22 protein-coding genes are annotated in these 19311 nt (G+C 36.6%); 5 read left to right on the top strand and 17 right to left on the bottom strand.

Annotation, left to right across the window (positions count from 1 at the left end; translation table 11 throughout):
- Positions 1-55: 55 nt before the first annotated feature.
- From arsC to R50345_RS15615, 5 genes are all read right to left on the bottom strand, one after another.
- Positions 56-475 (bottom strand): arsenate reductase (thioredoxin), encoded by a 420-nt coding sequence (gene arsC / locus R50345_RS15635; protein WP_042128006.1) that lies wholly within the window; start codon positions 473-475, stop codon positions 56-58.
- 56 nt (positions 476-531) lie between these two features.
- Entirely contained in the window at positions 532-1590 is a 1059-nt protein-coding gene (gene arsB / locus R50345_RS15630; RefSeq protein WP_042128004.1) for an ACR3 family arsenite efflux transporter, read from the bottom strand.
- A 53-nt stretch (positions 1591-1643) separates the two neighbouring features.
- Positions 1644-1988 (bottom strand): ArsR/SmtB family transcription factor, encoded by a 345-nt coding sequence (locus R50345_RS15625; RefSeq protein WP_042128002.1) that lies wholly within the window; start codon positions 1986-1988, stop codon positions 1644-1646.
- A 109-nt stretch (positions 1989-2097) separates the two neighbouring features.
- Entirely contained in the window at positions 2098-2406 is a 309-nt protein-coding gene (locus tag R50345_RS15620; RefSeq protein WP_442950194.1) for an ArsR/SmtB family transcription factor, read from the bottom strand.
- Positions 2407-2658: 252 nt separating this feature from the next.
- A complete protein-coding gene (locus R50345_RS15615; RefSeq protein ID WP_042127998.1) occupies positions 2659-3084 on the bottom strand; it encodes an arsenate reductase ArsC in 426 nt (141 codons plus the stop codon).
- 459 nt (positions 3085-3543) lie between these two features.
- On the opposite strand from R50345_RS15615, the gene R50345_RS15610 reads away from it, so the two are divergent.
- Entirely contained in the window at positions 3544-4038 is a 495-nt protein-coding gene (locus R50345_RS15610; RefSeq protein WP_042132212.1) for an arsinothricin resistance N-acetyltransferase ArsN1 family A, read from the top strand.
- A gap of 312 nt (positions 4039-4350) precedes the next feature.
- Here R50345_RS15610 and R50345_RS15605 read toward each other — a convergent pair whose 3' ends face one another.
- From R50345_RS15605 to R50345_RS30335, 5 genes are read right to left on the bottom strand one after another with little or no spacing between them, the layout of a single operon-like run.
- On the bottom strand, positions 4351-5793 hold the full coding sequence (locus tag R50345_RS15605; RefSeq protein ID WP_042127991.1) for a TniQ family protein: 1443 nt from the start codon (positions 5791-5793) through the stop codon (positions 4351-4353).
- Positions 5771-7351, bottom strand: a complete 1581-nt coding sequence (locus tag R50345_RS15600; RefSeq protein WP_052414619.1) for a site-specific integrase — start codon at positions 7349-7351, stop codon at positions 5771-5773. The genes R50345_RS15605 and R50345_RS15600 overlap by 23 nt, the downstream gene beginning before the upstream one ends.
- An 18-nt stretch (positions 7352-7369) precedes the next feature.
- A complete protein-coding gene (locus R50345_RS15595) occupies positions 7370-8398 on the bottom strand; it encodes an ATP-binding protein (RefSeq protein WP_081954096.1) in 1029 nt (342 codons plus the stop codon).
- Between the two features lie 3 nt (positions 8399-8401).
- Positions 8402-10363, bottom strand: a complete 1962-nt coding sequence (locus R50345_RS15590; protein WP_042127987.1) for a hypothetical protein — start codon at positions 10361-10363, stop codon at positions 8402-8404.
- Positions 10353-11024: a PDDEXK family nuclease gene (locus tag R50345_RS30335; protein WP_052414618.1), complete on the bottom strand. Its 672-nt coding sequence runs from the start codon at positions 11022-11024 to the stop codon at positions 10353-10355. The genes R50345_RS15590 and R50345_RS30335 overlap by 11 nt, the downstream gene beginning before the upstream one ends.
- 147 nt (positions 11025-11171) lie before the next feature.
- Between R50345_RS30335 and R50345_RS15580 the strand changes: the two genes are divergently transcribed.
- Positions 11172-11390: a helix-turn-helix domain-containing protein gene (locus tag R50345_RS15580; protein ID WP_042127985.1), complete on the top strand. Its 219-nt coding sequence runs from the start codon at positions 11172-11174 to the stop codon at positions 11388-11390.
- On the opposite strand, the gene R50345_RS15575 is transcribed toward R50345_RS15580, so the two are convergent.
- Positions 11387-11689 (bottom strand): hypothetical protein, encoded by a 303-nt coding sequence (locus R50345_RS15575; protein WP_042127983.1) that lies wholly within the window; start codon positions 11687-11689, stop codon positions 11387-11389. The genes R50345_RS15580 and R50345_RS15575 overlap by 4 nt on opposite strands.
- A gap of 133 nt (positions 11690-11822) precedes the next feature.
- On the opposite strand from R50345_RS15575, the gene R50345_RS15570 reads away from it, so the two are divergent.
- Together R50345_RS15570 and ku are read left to right on the top strand one after the other, a co-directional pair.
- Entirely contained in the window at positions 11823-12167 is a 345-nt protein-coding gene (locus R50345_RS15570) for a helix-turn-helix domain-containing protein (protein ID WP_042127982.1), read from the top strand.
- An 85-nt stretch (positions 12168-12252) separates the two neighbouring features.
- Entirely contained in the window at positions 12253-13086 is an 834-nt protein-coding gene (gene ku, locus R50345_RS15565; RefSeq protein WP_052414617.1) for a non-homologous end joining protein Ku, read from the top strand.
- 462 nt (positions 13087-13548) lie between these two features.
- On the opposite strand, the gene R50345_RS15560 is transcribed toward ku, so the two are convergent.
- The gene (locus tag R50345_RS15560) at positions 13549-13797 is read right to left on the bottom strand and encodes a hypothetical protein (RefSeq protein WP_042127981.1); all 249 of its coding nucleotides are present in this window, start codon (positions 13795-13797) and stop codon (positions 13549-13551) included.
- A gap of 313 nt (positions 13798-14110) precedes the next feature.
- Here R50345_RS15560 and R50345_RS15555 point away from each other — a divergent pair, with 313 nt between their 5' ends.
- Positions 14111-15025, top strand: a complete 915-nt coding sequence (locus R50345_RS15555; protein WP_042127980.1) for a bacteriophage abortive infection AbiH family protein — start codon at positions 14111-14113, stop codon at positions 15023-15025.
- 233 nt (positions 15026-15258) lie between these two features.
- On the opposite strand, the gene R50345_RS15550 is transcribed toward R50345_RS15555, so the two are convergent.
- The 5 genes from R50345_RS15550 to R50345_RS15530 all read right to left on the bottom strand — a co-directional run bounded on the left by R50345_RS15550 (position 15259) and on the right by R50345_RS15530 (position 18919).
- Positions 15259-15489, bottom strand: a complete 231-nt coding sequence (locus R50345_RS15550) for a hypothetical protein (RefSeq protein ID WP_042127979.1) — start codon at positions 15487-15489, stop codon at positions 15259-15261.
- An 825-nt stretch (positions 15490-16314) separates the two neighbouring features.
- Positions 16315-16587 (bottom strand): hypothetical protein, encoded by a 273-nt coding sequence (locus R50345_RS15545; RefSeq protein ID WP_042127978.1) that lies wholly within the window; start codon positions 16585-16587, stop codon positions 16315-16317.
- Between the two features lie 37 nt (positions 16588-16624).
- Positions 16625-18124, bottom strand: coding sequence for a competence protein CoiA (locus tag R50345_RS15540; RefSeq protein WP_042127976.1), 1500 nt, complete (start codon positions 18122-18124; stop codon positions 16625-16627).
- A gap of 208 nt (positions 18125-18332) precedes the next feature.
- Complete coding sequence (locus R50345_RS15535) at positions 18333-18704, bottom strand: hypothetical protein (RefSeq protein WP_042127974.1); 372 nt, start codon at positions 18702-18704, stop codon at positions 18333-18335.
- A gap of 2 nt (positions 18705-18706) precedes the next feature.
- A complete protein-coding gene (locus R50345_RS15530; RefSeq protein ID WP_042127971.1) occupies positions 18707-18919 on the bottom strand; it encodes a hypothetical protein in 213 nt (70 codons plus the stop codon).
- Positions 18920-19311 lie beyond the last annotated feature (392 nt).

Genomic DNA, 19311 nt, shown 5'->3' with positions numbered 1-19311 from the left:
AATTAATCTCCTTTCTGTAGAAAAAAGCCGGGATTTCTCCCGGCTGGACTATTCCTTATTCGCCGGTTTCAGCAAATTGTTTAATTCGTGCTCCGACCTGATCACGGACCTGCTGGAATACAGCCCATTTCTCTTCATCAGTTCCTTGCGCTTTCGCAGGATCATCAAATCCCCAGTGTTCCCGTTTCACTTTTGGAGGTGTAATCGGGCACTTATCAGCAGCGTCTCCACACAAGGTAACCACCAGATCAGCGTTATTTAATAGCTCTGAATCAATAATATCGGATGTCTGAGACGTGATATCAATACCTACTTCATTCATAGCCTTCACTGCTTTAGGGTTAAGACCATGTGCTTCGATACCTGCACTGTAAATATTCCACCCATCACTGAGGTATTTCTTTGCCCAGCCTTCAGCCATCTGGCTCCTGCAAGAGTTTCCAGTACACAAAAAGTAAATTGTTTTCTTTTCCATGAAAGATAATCTCCTTTATATTGAAGGTAATAGTAACTATATTTTTGATGCTTTGTTTAGGCAGCAGGTGACGGTTTATTAAAGTACTTCTTTCCGAACCATAAAGAGACGTTTACAAGCCCGATAAGAACAGGCACCTCAACAAGCGGTCCGATAACAGCGGCAAATGCCGCCCCTGAATTTAATCCGAACACACCGATGGCCACTGCAATACCCAGTTCAAAATTGTTGCTGGCTGCAGTAAAAGAAAGTGAGGCTGCTACCGGATAAGAAGTTCCCGCTTTTTTGGACATCCAGAAGGACAAGAAAAACATAATGACGAAGTATATTAATAATGGTATAGCGATTCTAACGACATCCATAGGTAGCTGAATCATTAAATCTGCTTTAAGTGAAAACATCAACACGATTGTAAATAAGAGGGCAATCAAAGTAAGAGGACCAATCTTTGGCAAAAAAACCTTCTCGAACCAAGCCTCACCCTTTGTCTTCAGTGCAATCACTCGCGTCAATATTCCAGCTGCAAATGGAATACCCAAGTAAATCATTACGCTTTCCGCAATTTGCCCCATCGTAATATCAACGACTGCTCCCTGTACGCCAAACCATCCGGGCATTACTGTGATGAACAAATATGCAAAGACGGAATAAAAAATGATTTGGAAAATGGAGTTAAAAGCCACTAAACCTGCTGTATATTCCGGGTCGCCTTTTGCCAGATCACTCCATACGAGAACCATAGCGATACATCGAGCCAAACCTATCATGATCAATCCAATCATGTATTCCGGCATATCGCTCAGAAATAAGATGGCTAACAGAAACATTAATACTGGACCTATAATCCAGTTCTGCACCAAGGAGAGCAGTAGGACTTTCCAATCCTTAAATACTCTTCCCAGTTTCTCAAACTTCACTTTAGCGAGCGGTGGATACATCATCAGAATCAATCCCACGGCTATAGGAATTGAAGTCGAACCGACCTGCATCTTCGATAAACCTTCCGAAAAGCTAGGTATCAAAAAGCCGATCAATATCCCAATTCCCATTGCCGCAAAGATCCATAAGGTTAAATAACGATCCAAGAAAGACAACTTTTTTTCTCTTTGACTCATATTGTTCAATCTCCTTTGATAAGTTTTCCTTATCACTTAGATCCTTGCACGTATTAATTACAAGAAATTCTAAGACCTTTCTTATCGAGCTCTTCCAATTCATGATCTTGTGAAGGAACAAAGTTCATCAATTTCTGGATTAACTCATTATGATTACTATTAGAATTAATTGAATAAAAAATCCATTGACCCTTCCGATTTTCCTTTACCAGACCTGCATCCTTTAGTTTGCGTAAATGCTGACTGACAGACGGTTGACTCGTTTTGAAAACTTCGACAAGCTCGCATACACAGCATTCTTGCTTCTCCAACAATTTCATCATGGTAAGCCTCGTTTTATCCCCCAAAAGCTTTAATACCAATGATATTTCATCCAAATCATCTAGAGAAAAACTCATATTCCGTTCCTCCTTTTCCTCCATCATTATATAACCATATGCTTATATAAGCAAGAGGTAATATACAAATCAGCATCTGCTTAGTCCTTTGTGAAATTAAATCATTCGATTAATCACAATCAGCTTCAGTATAGTTCTCTTTTAGCAAAAACAGCAACGTCTGGGTATCGGGAAAGGTATCTAGAACGGTTTGAATAAAGGGTTTATCATCCACATCAAGTGAATAGTATACCCATTGTCCACGTCTTCTTTCCTTAACCATTCCCAGCGCCTTTAATTTCCTTAAATGCTGGCTGACATTGGGCTGTGTCATATCTAAGATTCCCGCTAGATCACACACACACCATTCTTTATCTTTCAGTAGTCCCATTATTGTGAGTCTGGTTTTGTCACCTAATAATTTCAGTTTTTCAGCCATTTCTATATCGAACATATACACAGTCCTCTCAAGAATACGAACAAAATAATATATAATCATATATTATTGTTTGATTCCTTCAAAATCAAGAAAGGCTATTTCTGTAGATACATTAGGTTTATTTAAAATTTTGCCAGATCTTCGAACCTCATTGTACCTTTTCCACTCTTGAAGGCAATGCGGACAATGCTCATCCACATGACCACAACTGAATACTCGATGATACTACACCCGAAATCGATACAAAGATTTTTACTCATTAACTGGTATTTTCATTTCCTTCAATAGCGCAATAACTTTCTGTTGGATTTCGTCCCTTGCAGCTCTTACGTCTCCCAGAAGACCATCATGTGTTAACGGATCAATAACATTCCATTGAACATTTTTGATGGCAAAGGGAACGATTGGACATTTTTCATTGACTTGTTCACATAACTTTATAATGACTTTCGATTGCATAAACGTTTTCATGTCAATTGTTTTTGAGCTTTTGTTTGAAATATCAATTCCTATTTCCTTCATGACTTCAATGGTATATGGATGGATATCTCCGGATTCAAGTCCGGCACTTTCAGCGACCACATGATCACCACCATAATGTCTGGCAAAAGCCTCGGCTATTTGACTTCGGCAACGATTCTGGATACAGAGAAAATAAAGATGAATTGGTTGTTGCATTCTTCTCAACCCCTTTCTATTTGTATATCATTATATAATTAAATCATTATATAATGATCGCACTTTATGTTATCGCAATGTAAAACGTATTGATTAAAGTCATACTTATTTTTTACTTGCATTTTGCAACTTTCGGGATTATAACTTATTTATAAGGTGAAATTAATGGAAAATTTACGAAAAGTATTTCAGATCATGACCCGGCGCTTAGGCTTACTGAATAACTGCGTAGCACGCGATCCTTCCCAGAAGAACGCAAAATCCTAATGATCAAAGTGTACGTACTTTATCTCACTGCAGATGTGGCACACCAGCAACAGGGTGATTCCCCTTATTTATTTCTGCATTAAATTATTAATCCTGCGATGAATATTTGATTTCTAGGTTCGAACAGAACATCGTATTTATGTGATTATTGTGATAAATAAATATATTTTATATAGGGGGAAGGTACAGATGATGACTGCGTTAATTGTTCGTAAGGCAACATCAGCGGATACAGAAAGTATCCTTCGCATTTATAATCAGGGTATTGAGGATCGGATTGCTACATTGGAAACCGAGTCCAAAGATTCGTCTTATATGGAAGCATGGTTCCAAGATCACCAGGGACGTTTTAGCGTTGTTGTAGCGGAAAGAGAAGGAGAAGTGCTTGGTTGGGCCTCTCTTAACCCCTATTCACAACGATGCGCCTATAGGGGCGTAGCTGATCTTTCTATTTATATTGATCGCAGGTTTCGTGGGCAAGGTATCGGCAGCTCTCTATTGAAGTCCTTAGAGCAGATAGCAAAAGAAAATGAATTTCATAAAATCGTTCTCTTCACCTTCCCATTCAATCAAGGGGGCCAAAGATTATATCTAAAAATGGATTATCGACAGGTTGGCATTTTTGAGAAGCAAGGTGTTATGGATGGGGAATTTATAGACGTGATGATTATGGAGAAACTGTTGTAAAAAAAGGTTTGATGTACTTACAATTTGCCGAGTATCTCTTAGTGTAACCATTTCCTAACTATTCTCTCAATTTAACATCTTAAAAAATGAATTTATGGCATGTATTCTCGTCTTTTTTTGGAAAAGGGATTAAGTTCTTGCCCAGGGTCTAAATAATAAGTGAACCGCACTTGGACGAATTACAAAAGGTAAATACGTAGTCTGATCCGTAGTAATATGTAGAAAAGCCTTTGTTAACTTTATATTTCTTTTGAAACAAACTGTATTATTGGGATTTCAGAAATGAGTTTTACGATGATACCTTCAAATTGATTATCTAATCGTAGTGAGAATTCTCAATCCCTGTAAGTATTTTTCTGCTGCTTTCTTCTCTTCACTCATTCCTTTTGACATTGCCAACCGCATTGGGAGAAAGGAAATCTCTTCAGGATCAAATGTAGGTTTACTTTCGAAGGGACAATATGTTGTGATCATAAGCGTTTCATCATTAGTATATTTCAGCATTTTTTTCTTCTTTAGATTAAACAAGATCATTGTGTCAGTTTCTTTGTATGAGGAATCAATTAAAGGTCTAATCTGTAATTTGGCATACTGATTAGCGATTGTTAGCCATTTATTGAAATGTTTACTAGCTACTTCCCATAATAAGTGATTTAATATCCACTTCATCATCCGATAATCACTGCGATTAAAGACCATCAATAGCTCCTTAAAGCCTTCTTCAAAAAAATGAAATGGAAGATCAAAAGGTTTTATATTTTTATGAGTATATCTCTTCCCCTCATTTATAAAAGGGTTGATATGGTAAACACTCTCTTTCCAAAACACGTAAGCATAGGCGTAGGGACAAATAGGTGGGAACTTTTCATCTCTTCTCTTGTACATACCAACAAATCTCTTTATACAATGTTGATGTTTTTTTAGGGTAGTACACAAAAGGTGTTTTTCAAATGCTTCTAGTGTTTTTGCAAGCGATAAATAAATATCTTTATAGTTCATTTCCACAGTATCTCTATTGGGTACATCAATATTCAAATCAAAAATTGATGAGTAGTGAACTTCGTCAGTATTTACTTGTACAAGGTTTATCATTTCTTCCATCAAGTTTAAATTCGACACTAAAAAAGGTCTGAAGATCACTGTTTTTTGAAGACATTCTATATTTTCTTCTGTTAGGCTTAACCATGCGATAACATTAGGATCTTTTAAGGTAAGACTAGCTACTAAATGCTGTTGGACATCTTGATTATTTATGCATTCTCCACAATTGCAAATAAACCCCGATTCGTACTCATGTCGGGGTAATAAATAGGGGATGGATTTCTTACAAGATGGACATTCGCTGTCTAAGGCACACAGATGAAACGGACAAGTTTCTATAAATTTGAATTGATGCAACAAGCTATGATAATTCAGTTTCATGCATTCTTTGCAAAAATGAAGAGTGTCTCTAAACAGGGATTCTGACTTGATGTAGGTTGGAAACATCTGAGTTAATCTTTTTTTTATGCCCTCGGTATGGTCACTTAATGAATACCCTAGTGCTTGAGTAAGTTTTTGGTGATCGAATCCTTCAAAAGTCCATAAACTTAAGTATTTTTTACTAATAATAGAACCGCCTGTTATTGGAAGCTCTGGTCCATATCTCTGCAACAGTTGCCGTGAGTTTACAACATTTGCTTTCTTGATCTTTTCAATGATAGACCAAGGCGATTCGAATCCCTTCAAGGGACTATCCACTTGATTCATACTCATCAGACTGCTCCACCTTACTTTGAGTGTTAATTTTTTCTCTTATTTCAACGAATTTTTCTAACTTTCCCTTCAATATTTCGACTAAACGAGATCTCCCGTGCATACTTCCCTCTTCAATTTGTTGATTAATCATGGAAATCTGTTGATCGTAATAAGGAAGAAAAGAAGAATCGATGTAAAAGCTTGAGCACTTAAACATTATACAGGGCTGTTCATGAGTTTGACTCAAAAATTGACAATGGGTACGAGGGGATTTAATACAATAACCTTGTTCAAGTCTGATTTCAGTTAGATTTCTCTTTAACCAATCGATATCTACATTATTTTCATAGGCCTGATCAAGGATTTTAGTCTGGATGACCTCACCGGTTATCGGGTCTAGGCGTACAGCCCCATTTTCATGAGAATGTTCCCAAATAACTTGTAAATTATGATCGTGGATCTTGGCATAAATAACAGCCATTTCTGGAGTTACATTTGACAATAGTTTTTGTACATCTAGGATACTGGCCCCATTACTGATTTTTTTCACACCAAAACGGTGCCGAAATGGTGACGCTCCAAAACGAAAAACTCTATCGTCCAGATCTTTAATTTGATTCTCTTCAGCAAAAATATTCAGTTGACGTATAAGAGAAGGTTGCAAATATGTTCTGCCACGATAATTCAACTTCCCCTTATACTTCAGAAACAGGAAGCGATCAGGATTTTCTTCTTCCGAAAATTTATCTTGAATAAATATCTTTTGAGCTTTCACCATGCTATAAATGTCTTCACTTATTGGAACGGACTTAATTTTATCTCGCTCAGAAACAATCCAATAACCATCGTCTCTTTTTTGCAAGCAGTCCAGTTTAAGTGTAAGAAGGTCTACTAAATGAAATCCAGTCGCTTCCAATAAAATTACGATGGGTACATATTGGGGATCTAGTAAATGAAATTTAGTGGTTATTTGTTCCCAAACATGATCGCCACAAAAAGTATACTCAGTGACCTTTTTTTTCTCTAATTTTGGTCTGTCTTCTTGATAAATCAACGACCTTGATGGTTTTATCGGCGCTTCTTCCCACCCATACCGTTGCATATAGGTTATGAAATTTTCGATATTAGCGACCATTGACCAAATATAATAATCGCTAGGGGGCTGATTATGGTATTGTGATGGGCTTTCCCCTCCCATGGGATGCCTTCTAAGAAAATCTACATACTCTATAAAGTCTATGCGTGTCATTTCCTGTAGAGTATAGTGATCTGGATGTATTTCGCTATAAAAAGAAATGAATATGTTTAAACGACGGACATCCTGACGAGATGTGTCCCATTGGATACTATCCGTTTCAATAACTCTCTTAATGACATACTTTTTTACCAATGGTCTGAAATTTACAGGGATGTTCTCAAAGGAGAGATAGTAATCTCCTCTCGTCTTATTGTAAGGAATCCCTAGATTCCTTACATCCCACTTATCTTTCTTCAACTCATTTTCATAGTTAGGAAGTAAGTTTTCCTTGTTCTTTCCGTAGCGATTTTCTCTCGCAAGTATTTTACTTCGTTTCATCATCCTCCCTCCTTCTTGTTATTTCTCAAATGATTTTCGTTGTTCAGAAACAATATAGTTTGTCTTTAGAATCGCATCTTTCCACTGCTTCGTATTAATCCAATACGTGTGTTTTTCACTGTTCTTCCCATAATCAATCATTATGATTTTTACAGTGGTAATCATATGTTTCATGGGTATTTCAAGTGGGCCCTTAATATTGAATTTAATCCTTAATTCACTAAATAAATCAAAAATATCTTTTGAAAAATTATGTAGTCGTTCACCTGCGGCAAAAGCTTCTGGGAAAAAATATCGGGTAAATGACCATCCGCTGTCTTTCGGATATTCACTTCTATCATCAAAACACTTTAGACATGCTTTTATGTCCGCATCAGTTTTAAGTCCGCAGAACTTATATTCTTCAATCATAAATCTCTGAATGATTTGATCTTCGTGTCCACGACTATAGATCGTCTTCTGTGAATGAAGCTGTGGCTGACCTACCAAAAAAATGACGATGGATATTTTTAATAAATCCAGTTTATTGTAATAATCCATCAACCATTCAAAATGTAAGGAATCCAGACATTGTGCTTCATCAATAAATAGGATAACCATCCTGAGGCGATTAGAACTTCCTTGCTGTTCCAGATATTTAAGGAGTCGTTGTCTTTTAGCTCCAACCTTACCAGTTAGGGCGAAGTCATGATCCATATCGAATAACAACGTTTCGATAAACTCTTCTTCTTTAGCGATTTTCCCATGAAGACTTACGATATGATGGATTGGCACATCAACTGCCAGGTAGGATGGAATGTTAGCTTTTAAAAACTTAATCATCCAAGTTTTGCCGAGCCGAGGTCTCCCAAAGATCACAGCTCCGGAAATTCGAAGCTGAATCCAACGACATACTTTTTTAAATACATTCAAGATTTCGTTGGTAGGAACTTGATAATCATCGGTTTCCACAGGATGACTGCCTAAAGGAATAACAGGGCGATCTGAAAGTAGGGTTTCTTCATATTCATTGGTATTGTCTTTCAGTATCCTCGCCATGGTCCCCATCCTTTAACATATAGTCTTAAAATCCTTCAATAGTGACTCCATTTCAAAAAGATCAGACTGATTATCTGATCCCTCTTCATGCAAAAGATCAGCTCCACCAAATCCGACTTTTGTCTCTAAGGTGTTTTCCAATTCAGAGATATGTATTGCATTTTTTTGCTGATATCGACGCTGTGAAACTAACTCGTTTCTATATTTTTTATTTTTCTCTGCTTTTCCCTCCAGATACTTACTGAAAGCATCGATAGGATCAACTGTATCATCAAACCTCACCTGATTTTCCCTTACTAACCGATTGACTGATTGACGAGTTTTTAGAGAGTGGGGTTGCTTTCCCCAAGGGCCTTTCACTTTTATAAAATCAAGCTCCTGTCCATCGGACAAATAAGCTTTCAAAACGCTTATATCATCAATGTTTACGTCGAGTATAAGTTTTTCCCCAATTAAGCTGAAATTCTTTGCCAATAATGTGCTGGTATATCTCTCCCCTTCAAAGTTGATATAGGGTCTAGTTCCTGTTTTCTTAGAACCTCTAACGATGCGGTTAACTTGATAAGTGAAGAAATTGATATCGGCTCTCTCGTGTTCATTTAATTGGCGAGGAACCATCCCACGATACTTTATCCGTTGTTCCATCACTTCTAATGGACTAATGCCAAATTTGAGATGAGGTTCCGTATTATAACGCGCGACAGCAACTTCAATCAGCTGTTCAAGTTCTTCAACATTTAGTTCATATTTTTTAGCTGATTCAATGGCACCTTCATTACGATGGTCTTTTGGAGTACTGCCTGTTGTCATGCTGAGACGATGTAAATAATCCTCTTCAAGTAATCCGAAAAACCTTTCAATGATACCTCTTCCTTCCGGAAAATGAGCCTGGCCTGGATTAATCGAGCAATTAACGATTTTAGTAAGTCGATCTTCTACAATGTTTGATATATTAGCCAGAGCGTTATCGCACTTCAATTCATCCCATAACGCCCATTTTGCTTCTTCAAAAGCCATAGATGGATAAAAGGGTCTATCCGGGTATTCCAATCCAGGAATTGTTAATGTCAAAGGTTCCCATGGTGTGATACCCTTTTTGAATGTATGCAACAAATCGACAGAAGAGTATTCAGTTCGTACACACAAATGATGTGAGATCACCGCACGTGTTCCTTCATCCATTAAACAAATAAACCAGATACGCTTTAACACTTCAACCAATTCGTCGCCATATGCATTAGTGAATTTAACCGTCAAATGAAGATCTATCTTATGACCGTCAATTTGTGTGCTTTGGAAAGGAGCAACGATTAGATCTTTACCTGAGTCTCTTCCGTCAAATCGGTTCGTAATTCGTTCAGCTTCTCTACCAAACTTTCCGCTGGCTAGCTCCATATTTTCTGTAATGAGCTTGTCGACATATCTGTACAACGATCTAAGGCACATGTTCTGGGTATTGAAAGGGTACTCGTTGAGTTGAATGCCCAGAGCTCTTGCTAGCTTTAAAAATTTTGTCCTGAGGTCTTTTACACGAATAAAGTTATCTGCTACTTTCCTCCGTTTTCGACTTAAGACATAGTCTTTAACTAATTCATTTAATTGAGGATACTTCTCTAATAATTGTTGAAAGGCACCAGTTAAAGAGGAGTCGTGAGTAAATCCATCTATTGTTGCCCAGCGGGAGTATCTTTTTCCGGTGCGCTTATGAGGGATTAAGGCTGTAAATCCCAATAGACGGTTATTCTGATCTCTTTGTAAGCATTTTTTTACAAACAAATTTATTTCCTTGCGCTGTATACCCGTATTGTTTTCAATCTCACGAAGCGTACATTTTTGATCAAGATATAGCTGTACGGCCTTCTTTCTGTTTTCAAAAGTTTCATCCCGAGGATCAATATGTACATCAGGCCAATTTGTATAATCTAAATCAGTAGGTGTAATTGTTAAACTTTCAATATAACGACTACGGCTCAACTGACCACACCTCCATGTTAATTCCAAAATCGCATGAATCGATATTTGAGCATAGTACTCCATCAAACAACAGATTACAAATGAGTTCTCTTACTTGATGTTTACTCATTTCTTTTAAAGTTTCTTCCATTTTTCCTATGGTTTGCTTTCCTGAAGTCGATAAATAATGAAGGATTTTTTGAGTCCCCACTTCATTTTTAGGTTTCCTTTTATCGATATATGGAATGATTTTTCTTAAGTTCTTTATATAAAGACGATTGTTATAGATCCATTGATCCGTATGAATTTCATAATGATAGTCATTCACTTCGCACCACAATTGTTGGGATTGAACTTGATTATACGAACGTAAAGAAAAATCCGTACTATTTGGATCTAATTCAGCTGCATATTTAACTTCGATAAAGACCTCCTGTTTATTCGAATCTAGAGTCCACATATCGAAAATGGTATTAATGTATTTCTCATTGATATACTGCCTCACATGCAGAGGTTGTTCACAGAAATCGATAATATTCCTATTGAATTCGATTAGTAACGAATGATCAAATTCCAGGTCGCTATAAAAATAAACGTTTCTGTTTATTTTAGGACTATAACGAAACCAATTATTGTTACCATATTTAGTATTTCTTTTTCTCTTTGTAACAGGTTGATACATTTCCGGATACCTCTTTCATCAGCATTGCTAATATTTCGAATCTTCACATTTTTCCAAAAAAATATACCTCCTATTTTGAATCTATAATTTTATAAATCTATTATTTTGGAAATAATAGTAATAGTTTATCCGATAGGGAGGGGAAATATGGAACAATTAGTTTATATAGCGGTTGGAAAGAAAATACGCTCTATCCGCAAAAATCAGAAATTGACTCAAAGAGACTTAGCCTTATTGTTGGGTGTATCTCAATCGTCAATAAGCAATTTAGAAAAAGGGGTATATCCAGTTACCCTTCACGTTCTTATTAAAGTAGCCGCCGCTCTTCATACCTCAATGAAGATTATTTTTAGTGAAATCGATTAATTGTTTTCTTTCAAGTTGTTAAATGCTAAGTAATACGCGTTTAAGATTTCTTGGTCCAGTGGATATGGTTGTTCAATCCGAAAAGCGAAATCCGAGAATTTGAAATTGGAAATTAGCAACATAGCTGAATCATCTTTGTTAAATAAAACGGGGATCTTCCATTCCCCGTTTTTTCCGGCTTCAAAAAACCATTGTAATCTGATCATTAACGGGCTAGTGTAATAATTATTTGCAAAATAAAGTCCTTTTGATGTTACTGTTGCAATCCCTGTATCTATAAAATGTTCATCTCTATTCATACTGTTCACCTCAAAATCAGTATTATCGCAAAATCACATAATAATACTTATAAATATCAATTAAATAAAATGATATTTATAGTCTAATGTATTCGTATCTCGCCTTTGTTTAAACTTAAGAAGAGGTGTAGGTATGAGCGAACAAATATTGCGAATGGTTGGAACTCGAGTAAGGGATCTGAGAAAGAAAAAGGGCCTATCCCAAGAGGAACTGGGTGAACGAGCCGGTGTTCACTTCTCCTATATTGGAGGCGTAGAACGAGCGGAAAAAAATATAAGTCTCTTAAGTCTTCAAAAAATTGCTGATGCATTAGAGACTGATATTACTGAACTATTTCTGTATGGAAGATATCTTAGTGGTGGAAAGATGGATAAAGATAAATATTTGAATGACTTCCACGAATATCTTATTTCGTTGAATGCAACTGAAATCAAAAAAATTCATTTGCTTGCACTTCAACTTTTTGAAAACAAATAAACCGCTAACTCAATGTATGAGTTAACGGTTTATTTGTTTTAGTATTGGGAATGACTTTTTAATATGATAATTAGGAGGTGTTCCCATGCATACGGTATGGAAAGGTGCTATCAGTTTTGGATTAGTTCACATACCCGTAAAGCTATATGCTGCCACGGAGGAAAAAGAGGTTGCTCTTCATTTGCTTCACAAAAGTTGCAGTGGCGCAATTAAAAACCAACGCTATTGCCCTACATGTCAAGGCACTGTTGAACCGGAAGAATTAATAAAAGGATTCCCTCTCGATAAAAATCAATTTGTTACTTTCGAAAAAGAAGAGTTGGATAAGATTCATGAAGATGCTAGTAAGATGATCAGTATTATTGATTTTATGAAAGAAGAACAAGTTGATTTAATGTTTACTCAGAAGGTATATTTTCTTGGACCGGATACTCATGGTAGTAATGCATACTACTTGCTTCTTAAAGCACTTGAAGCATCTAAAAGACTGGCGATTGCCAAATTCACTCTTCGCTCAAGTACAAAATTATGTGTATTGAAGCCTAATAACGGAACCTGCATTCAGTTGGCAACAATGCATTATACTAATGAAATCAGACCAGCTCAAAATGTTCCAAACCTGTCGAATAACATCACAGTAGATCCTAATCAGATGAAGCTCGCATTACAGATCGTTAAAAGTATGTCAGGGGCTTCTGATTTAGCTTCCTATACAAATCCTGAGCAAGAAAGACTTATGGCTGCTATACAATCCAAAATTGCTGGTCAGAAGATTGTTTCCAAGCCAGTACAAGAATCTGATGTAGTAGTTGATCTATTAGAAGCACTTCAGGAGAGTGTGAAAATGAATAAAGCAAAAAGTAAGGTATCTTCTACTAAGGAAAACAAAAGGAGTACGAGTAAAGAAAAGTTGGGTTAGGGTGAAAAGTTGCAAAAAAAGGGACTACAACCATTAATATTACTTAGTGGGATGCATAACAGTCTGAACTATTAACTAATTGGCAATGAGCACAGGTTTTTGCACCAAGTGACAAGAACCTGTGTAGTAATCCCCTTATATTAAATTTACTTATCTAGTATATCCTCTTCCAATGTGATCTTAAGAGCTGTAACAAACATGGGGCTACTTCTTAGCAACATCTCCTCGGTATTCATTAGTTTTAAAAATGCATCGTGTATCATCTTCTATTTCGCTACTTTCGAGCGAAACACTATTGTACTCTAGCTAGATCAATTGATTCTAGCAGTTTGTATATCCTCTTTTCAGGATCTCTCATCTCTTTTTGACAAGATTCCCTTGATAAATACAGTAATAATATGAGGTTCTTTCATACATGAATATGGAAACTATCAATCCTCTCGTAAGAGCGATCAACTTATATTAGCGTTTCTTTATTTTGTTTTTCAAATGTCCTATAAATATTTGATTAGGGTCTGAAAGATCAATTGTGCGTTTAGTAGCTTCATTGAGTGTAGCTATTTTTTTTGCGAAGTCGTAAGCATTTGGATTCAGTCCCCATGTTCGTTTTAATGTTTTATAGAATCTAACTAGTATTTTTTTTGCTTCATCTTCACTGAATCCTAGTTTTTCTAGTTCACGAATCAAGTCTTTAATATATGGGCTTTCCATTCTGTTTTTTTAATCATTAACTCGATTACTTCCTTTCTCGAAATGCTTATCCATTACATACTGAAATTGTTAATTATCTTCTAGCCAATAACGTGATTTTAGAACGGAAGGTAATTCGACTGCAGATTATTCATATCTGCGAGTATCGTTCGACTGGTTTAATAAATGATTTGCAGTTTTAAAGGTGTTATAATCATGTTTGGAAAACCTTATTATCCTAAACAGCGTGGGATGGGATGAAGCGTGAAAGTTGGAGGTTGGGAATTTAAAATTCAAATTTATCGTTAATAAATCGATATGAGGGTGTATAAAAGTGAAGCTATTTGTAATAGGAAATGGATTTGATAGAGGCCATGGATTAGCCACGAATTATTGGGATTTTAGAAAATACTTGAAGAATATAGATCCCGATTTCCTTCGCTCCTTTGAGGAACATTATTACATTTACCCAAGAAGCGACGAAAAAGCAAAGAGAGAAATGTTATGGAATGAATTGGAGACAAACCTCGCTAACATTGATGAAGAAGTCATAGTTGAGCAAGCCGTTAATATAGATATGGGTTTGGAAAGCGGTGATGTGGGTATTGAAGATACGTTGCATCAGTACTTTTCAGACGAGTATGAATACATAAATCAGTTAGCGGTGCATCTGAAGCGGTGGGTAAGAACCATTCGAATCAGAGATGTTCGACCTAGAACAACATTTATCGATAAAGATAATGACGCAGTGTATGTAACATTCAACTATACAGCTGTATTGGAAACGGTGTATAGAGTGAGCGAGCATAGAATAATACATATTCATGGATCTTTACGGCAACGCGATGATGACCCCGTGCTAGGACATGGCAATAAAATGAGGATTAACAATATCCAAGAAAAACGCCACGAAGCAGAGCAGGTGTTTAACGAAAAAGAAATTAGTATTTGCAATGTTGTGGAAGAATATTACAAGCAAACCTATAAAGATATAACTAAGTATAAGTATAAACTGCGTCGTTTGCAGGAAAAAGATATTGATGAAATTATTATCTTAGGTCATTCTCTCGCTGGTGTTGACATTCCTTATTTTAACACTATTGATACATTTTCGAAGCAAAATGCCCTTTGGAAGGTATACTATTTTTCCGAATGCGAAATGCAGCGAATGTTTGATAGCTTAGTTGACTGTGGTATTGATGCAGGAAGAATCGAAATGATTCACTCATCTGAATTCTACAATATGTAATACATATGGTGATCTTAGATAATTTAAAAACTATAAAAGTATTAGTCTTAAATGATGGTGACGGCACCGATGAGAGTTCCGCAAAAACGCCCAGGCCCTGCTGGGAGGATGAATCTCCGAAGCACAGACTTCTGGTCTGGATGCTTCCGAAGTGTTTCAATGATAGAGTTGTGACTGAGTCTTGAGGGTCTTGTTGTAGAGGAATTCCTTCACGAAGCTTCGGTCTTCCCGGATCATAATCGCAGCCATCTTCCTGTAGCCCGGGAAGGTATGCTTAGTGTACAGTTCTTCAATCCGGTGCTTGAAGCTAATTTCCTACGGGGAGGGACCGACTGCGGATTAAACAGCCGCTCATGCTCCGGCTCCAAGTTAACCTCTGATTCGGCCAGCTCCGTGGATCTCTGCTCGTTCTTCATCATCTTATTCCGCTTATGGTCACCGACCATGTAGCCGAATTCGTCCAAGCTGCGGTGAAGCTTCTCATACTCCGGTTTTCCAGGCTAAAGGTCGACGTGAAGGCTATCGACGGCTGCATTAAGCTGTTCAATCCGTATGAATCTGATGTACATAGGAACTTCCTCATATTTTTTTGTTTTTTTGAAGAAACTTTTTCCAACTAGCCTCGTAAATAATTGTAACCTCGAAAGAGGGGAGAAAGGAGTGTGGTCATTTTGTCCACATTTTTGAGCTCCCCTTGTTCCGAATCCTAGAGTGAAATCTAGTTGCCATGAGCTATAAGGGGGTAAAGCTTCCAGCAGGATCACATCTGCTTAAGTCATGACCAGTCTTAAGGAATTAGCTAAGCACTAATGTGTTGGACAATCTGCACTTGGTAGCAGGTATCTTGCGCGAAACGATGTAGCCGTCACGTTAACACTCACGCGCCACAGCTCCAGACTCAATACTGCAAGAATGTTTCGGTAAAAAAGTGTGAAATAAAGCCCTGGTGACTCGCCTAGTCCCAGGGCTTTATTTTTTCTTTTATTAAGTAACTTCAGTCTTATCAAGATCCGTCTTTTGAGTTGAGTTGGTTTTTCATTCTCTGGTAGATGGAAACTCAGCGGGAGGCGAAGTGAAACAGCCCCCCACCCTTTTTCGTCCCCCACCACACAAATCCACGTTCCTGCATACAAAACCTGAGAACGGCTCGCCTAAGGCCAAATTTAGGCATGAAAAAAGCACCCAAAGGTGCTGACTTACTTAGCTTAAGAATTCGTCGAGAATTACACGATGTGACAATCATTCAAAGAGCGCATTACTGTAGCATATCTCTAATAAATGAAATAGTTTCAAGCAAATCCCTCACTATTTTCTAAATTGGCACCAGCATCTTTTAATAACCCAACCAATTCTACCATTAAATCCGTTGGAATACTGCCTCTACCAGCCAACAGTATTAGTGGTGTTTTTTCATAAATATTCTGCAAGTTTGGATCTAACCCCTCGTTCAACAACAGTTTAATAGCATATTGATTAACAAAATCAGCTGCAATTAGTTGAGAATAATCACCGTCTGATGTGATGAATATCTGCCACTTTTCATAACTGTTGAAGCTAACCATACCGACGCCTATGCCGTATACGCATTATATCTATCGATTAGTATCTAAGATCACTGAATGGATCATAATCAATGATTTCAGTCCGAATCCTTTTCATAAGTTCATCAACTTCTTCGGTACTCTTACATTTAGCATAACCAAGTGCAAATTCTAATAACGAACGTTCTTCTTTTGGCCCGACCCTAACTAATCTATGGTCAATTTTCCTCAAAGCTCTATCAACTATCTTGGGATTACAAGACAAAAGCTTTTCTAATTCTGAAGAATATTTATCCAACACATATTGAACATTTTTAACTTCGTTTGCGTAACGTTCATAAAGTATAATTGAGAAGGATGGTACCTTTTCTATAAAGCCTCTATCGTAGATTTCCCCTTTTTGTAGATAATATTTACTATCTATCTGTTCCTCATTCAAATCAGTATACAACAGATAAGATGGAGCTTGATCTGTGACGACTATATCTACAATATCCTCACTTTCACATATCAGTTCAAACTCTCCTAAGTATTGAATAATATTTTCCATATAGGCTCTGTATTTCTCGATAAAGTTGGGGATCTCTAAGCCTAGTATATCTTCCACTACTAGAGGTTTATTTTTTAAACAAAAAGAGTTTAGAACATTAGCATGTCTCGGTGTAAAATGTTCTGAACAATATTGGAATATTTCCTTCAATCGATAACGCCTTTTTTCCACAAGTACCTGATCTTTATCTGATTTGATTTTCTGGATTCGCTTATTGAATTTAAGATCGAACTGGTCTTTGATTTTTGAAAAAACCAGAGCTGTATATTGTTCTTCGATATCAGAGTGGAAATCAACGAGATCGAGTATTTCAGTATGATCAATGGGATCATGAAATATGTATTCGTTATCCACTGTTCCTTTACGACTATTAATTTTGCGCTCGATGGTTCGAACATAAAAGTTGCAATCTATGGTCAGATTTTGAGATTCCAAATAAAAAAAATATGTAAATCCAGTCTCAGAAAAGACAGCTTTAATCGGATCTCGAAAAAGCCGGGCCTGTTCAACATTCTGGGCTCTGGAGTACTGCAGAAACACGTTTGCATCAAATATCCAGAAATCAAGGATGCCTGCTTGCTGATAAAGAAAATGTCGTTTTTTCCACTCTACTTCGGAAAGGGGGCTATGTTGAAATTCAAAGGCCCACTTCTGACCCTTCATTTCTCCCGAAACGTGGACTAATAGGACATCAGCTATTTGATCTGTTTCTTGAATGAATACTTCCAGCTTCACAATAGCATCGGGGAATTTTGAAGTCAGCCAATTAAAAAGGATATTCTTACCTTTAAGGTGATCATCTGTTTCTCTCTCATAGTTGGAAATAACACATTCAGTGTTGGGTTTATGAGCAAAGTGAGCAATAGTTTTTGGCCCGTTTTTATACCTTACCAGATTGTTACAATTAGGACAGTGTAATTCGTTGGAACTAGAAAGCCGACGAGTCTCCTTTTCATCACAAATGGTGGAATGCAATTCAAAGCCAGAGCTTGTTCGTGAACGCAACATAGTATACTCCCTAAAAACCGTATTTTCTGAATTTTATGAGCTGTTCGCTGCCAGAATCTCGAAGTGATACGAAAAACTAATAGTTAAAAGTTGAAGAATCCATATAAATTGATATCGATCCCATTAGAATTATTCAATTTCATCATTTTTTGAATAACTAACTTACATTAGAAAAGTTAAACTCTACTTCAATTGACAAATGCTTTATTTATTTCATTAATCTTTGATTTCTCACTTCAATCCTAAATTTAATATCAGCTTCCCTTTTAATTTGAACCTTTGTTATTTCTTCAGTTTGCCGTTTTTTCTCCTTTAGTGCCTCTTCGATTATATTCTTTACTAAAACTATCCAGCGAAATCTACCAAAATAAATATAAATTAATAGAAAAAGAAAGATTGCTATAGTATATATATTCACTTGTAATGCATGAGAAGATGCTTTGAGAAGACCCAAATATTCTGTAGTCATTTGGTTAGTTTGTTCTGTTAATTTGGTAGTTTTCTCATCAAACTTCATTCCTTTTACTGTTTCATTATTTAAAGCTTGATTAAGATTGTAAATCCAATCAATTGGCTTCATCGTTAAAAGTGTTCAAACTGAGCATCAATGCTAGTTTTAATAGTAACGATTTCTGATTCTGTATGATCATCAACTATACTATCTTTCATTTTTTTTATTTCTACAAGTTTAAAAAAGCCTAATCCCATTAATCCAACATGATATTTTTTTCTTATATAGCGACTCGCAGTCTCTATCTCGTCAAACCTAACAGCTTTAGAATTCTTAGTTTTCATTTTAGAGATTCATATTCCCTTCCTAATCTTTATCACGATTAAATACTTATTAAAAGAGATCATCAACGTTAAACGATGCACTACCCTTTCTTTAAATCCAAAATGTTCCCAACTTGGCAAGCAAGTTTTCCGTTGATCCTGCCCAGCTTAAAATCACTTTCTAATTCCACTGACCTATCAATCCTGAAAATCGAGAGCAGGAACGTTTACTGCCTGCAATTCAGTCTAAGATTACTGGTCAGCAAATTTACATCCAAAACGTGAATGAAGATTCCACGGTTGTTATTGACTTAATAGAGGCGCTCCAATTAAGTGTGAAAATGTTGAAGGTGAAAAACAGCTCATCAACGAAAAGCCTAAAGGTAAACAGAAAAAGGTTATGGTTTCGTAAG

Source organism: Paenibacillus sp. FSL R5-0345, assembly GCF_000758585.1.
GTDB lineage: Bacteria > Bacillota > Bacilli > Paenibacillales > Paenibacillaceae > Paenibacillus_AQ.
Note: the sequence above shows the minus strand (reverse complement) of the source record. Positions and strands in the feature narration are given on the sequence as shown.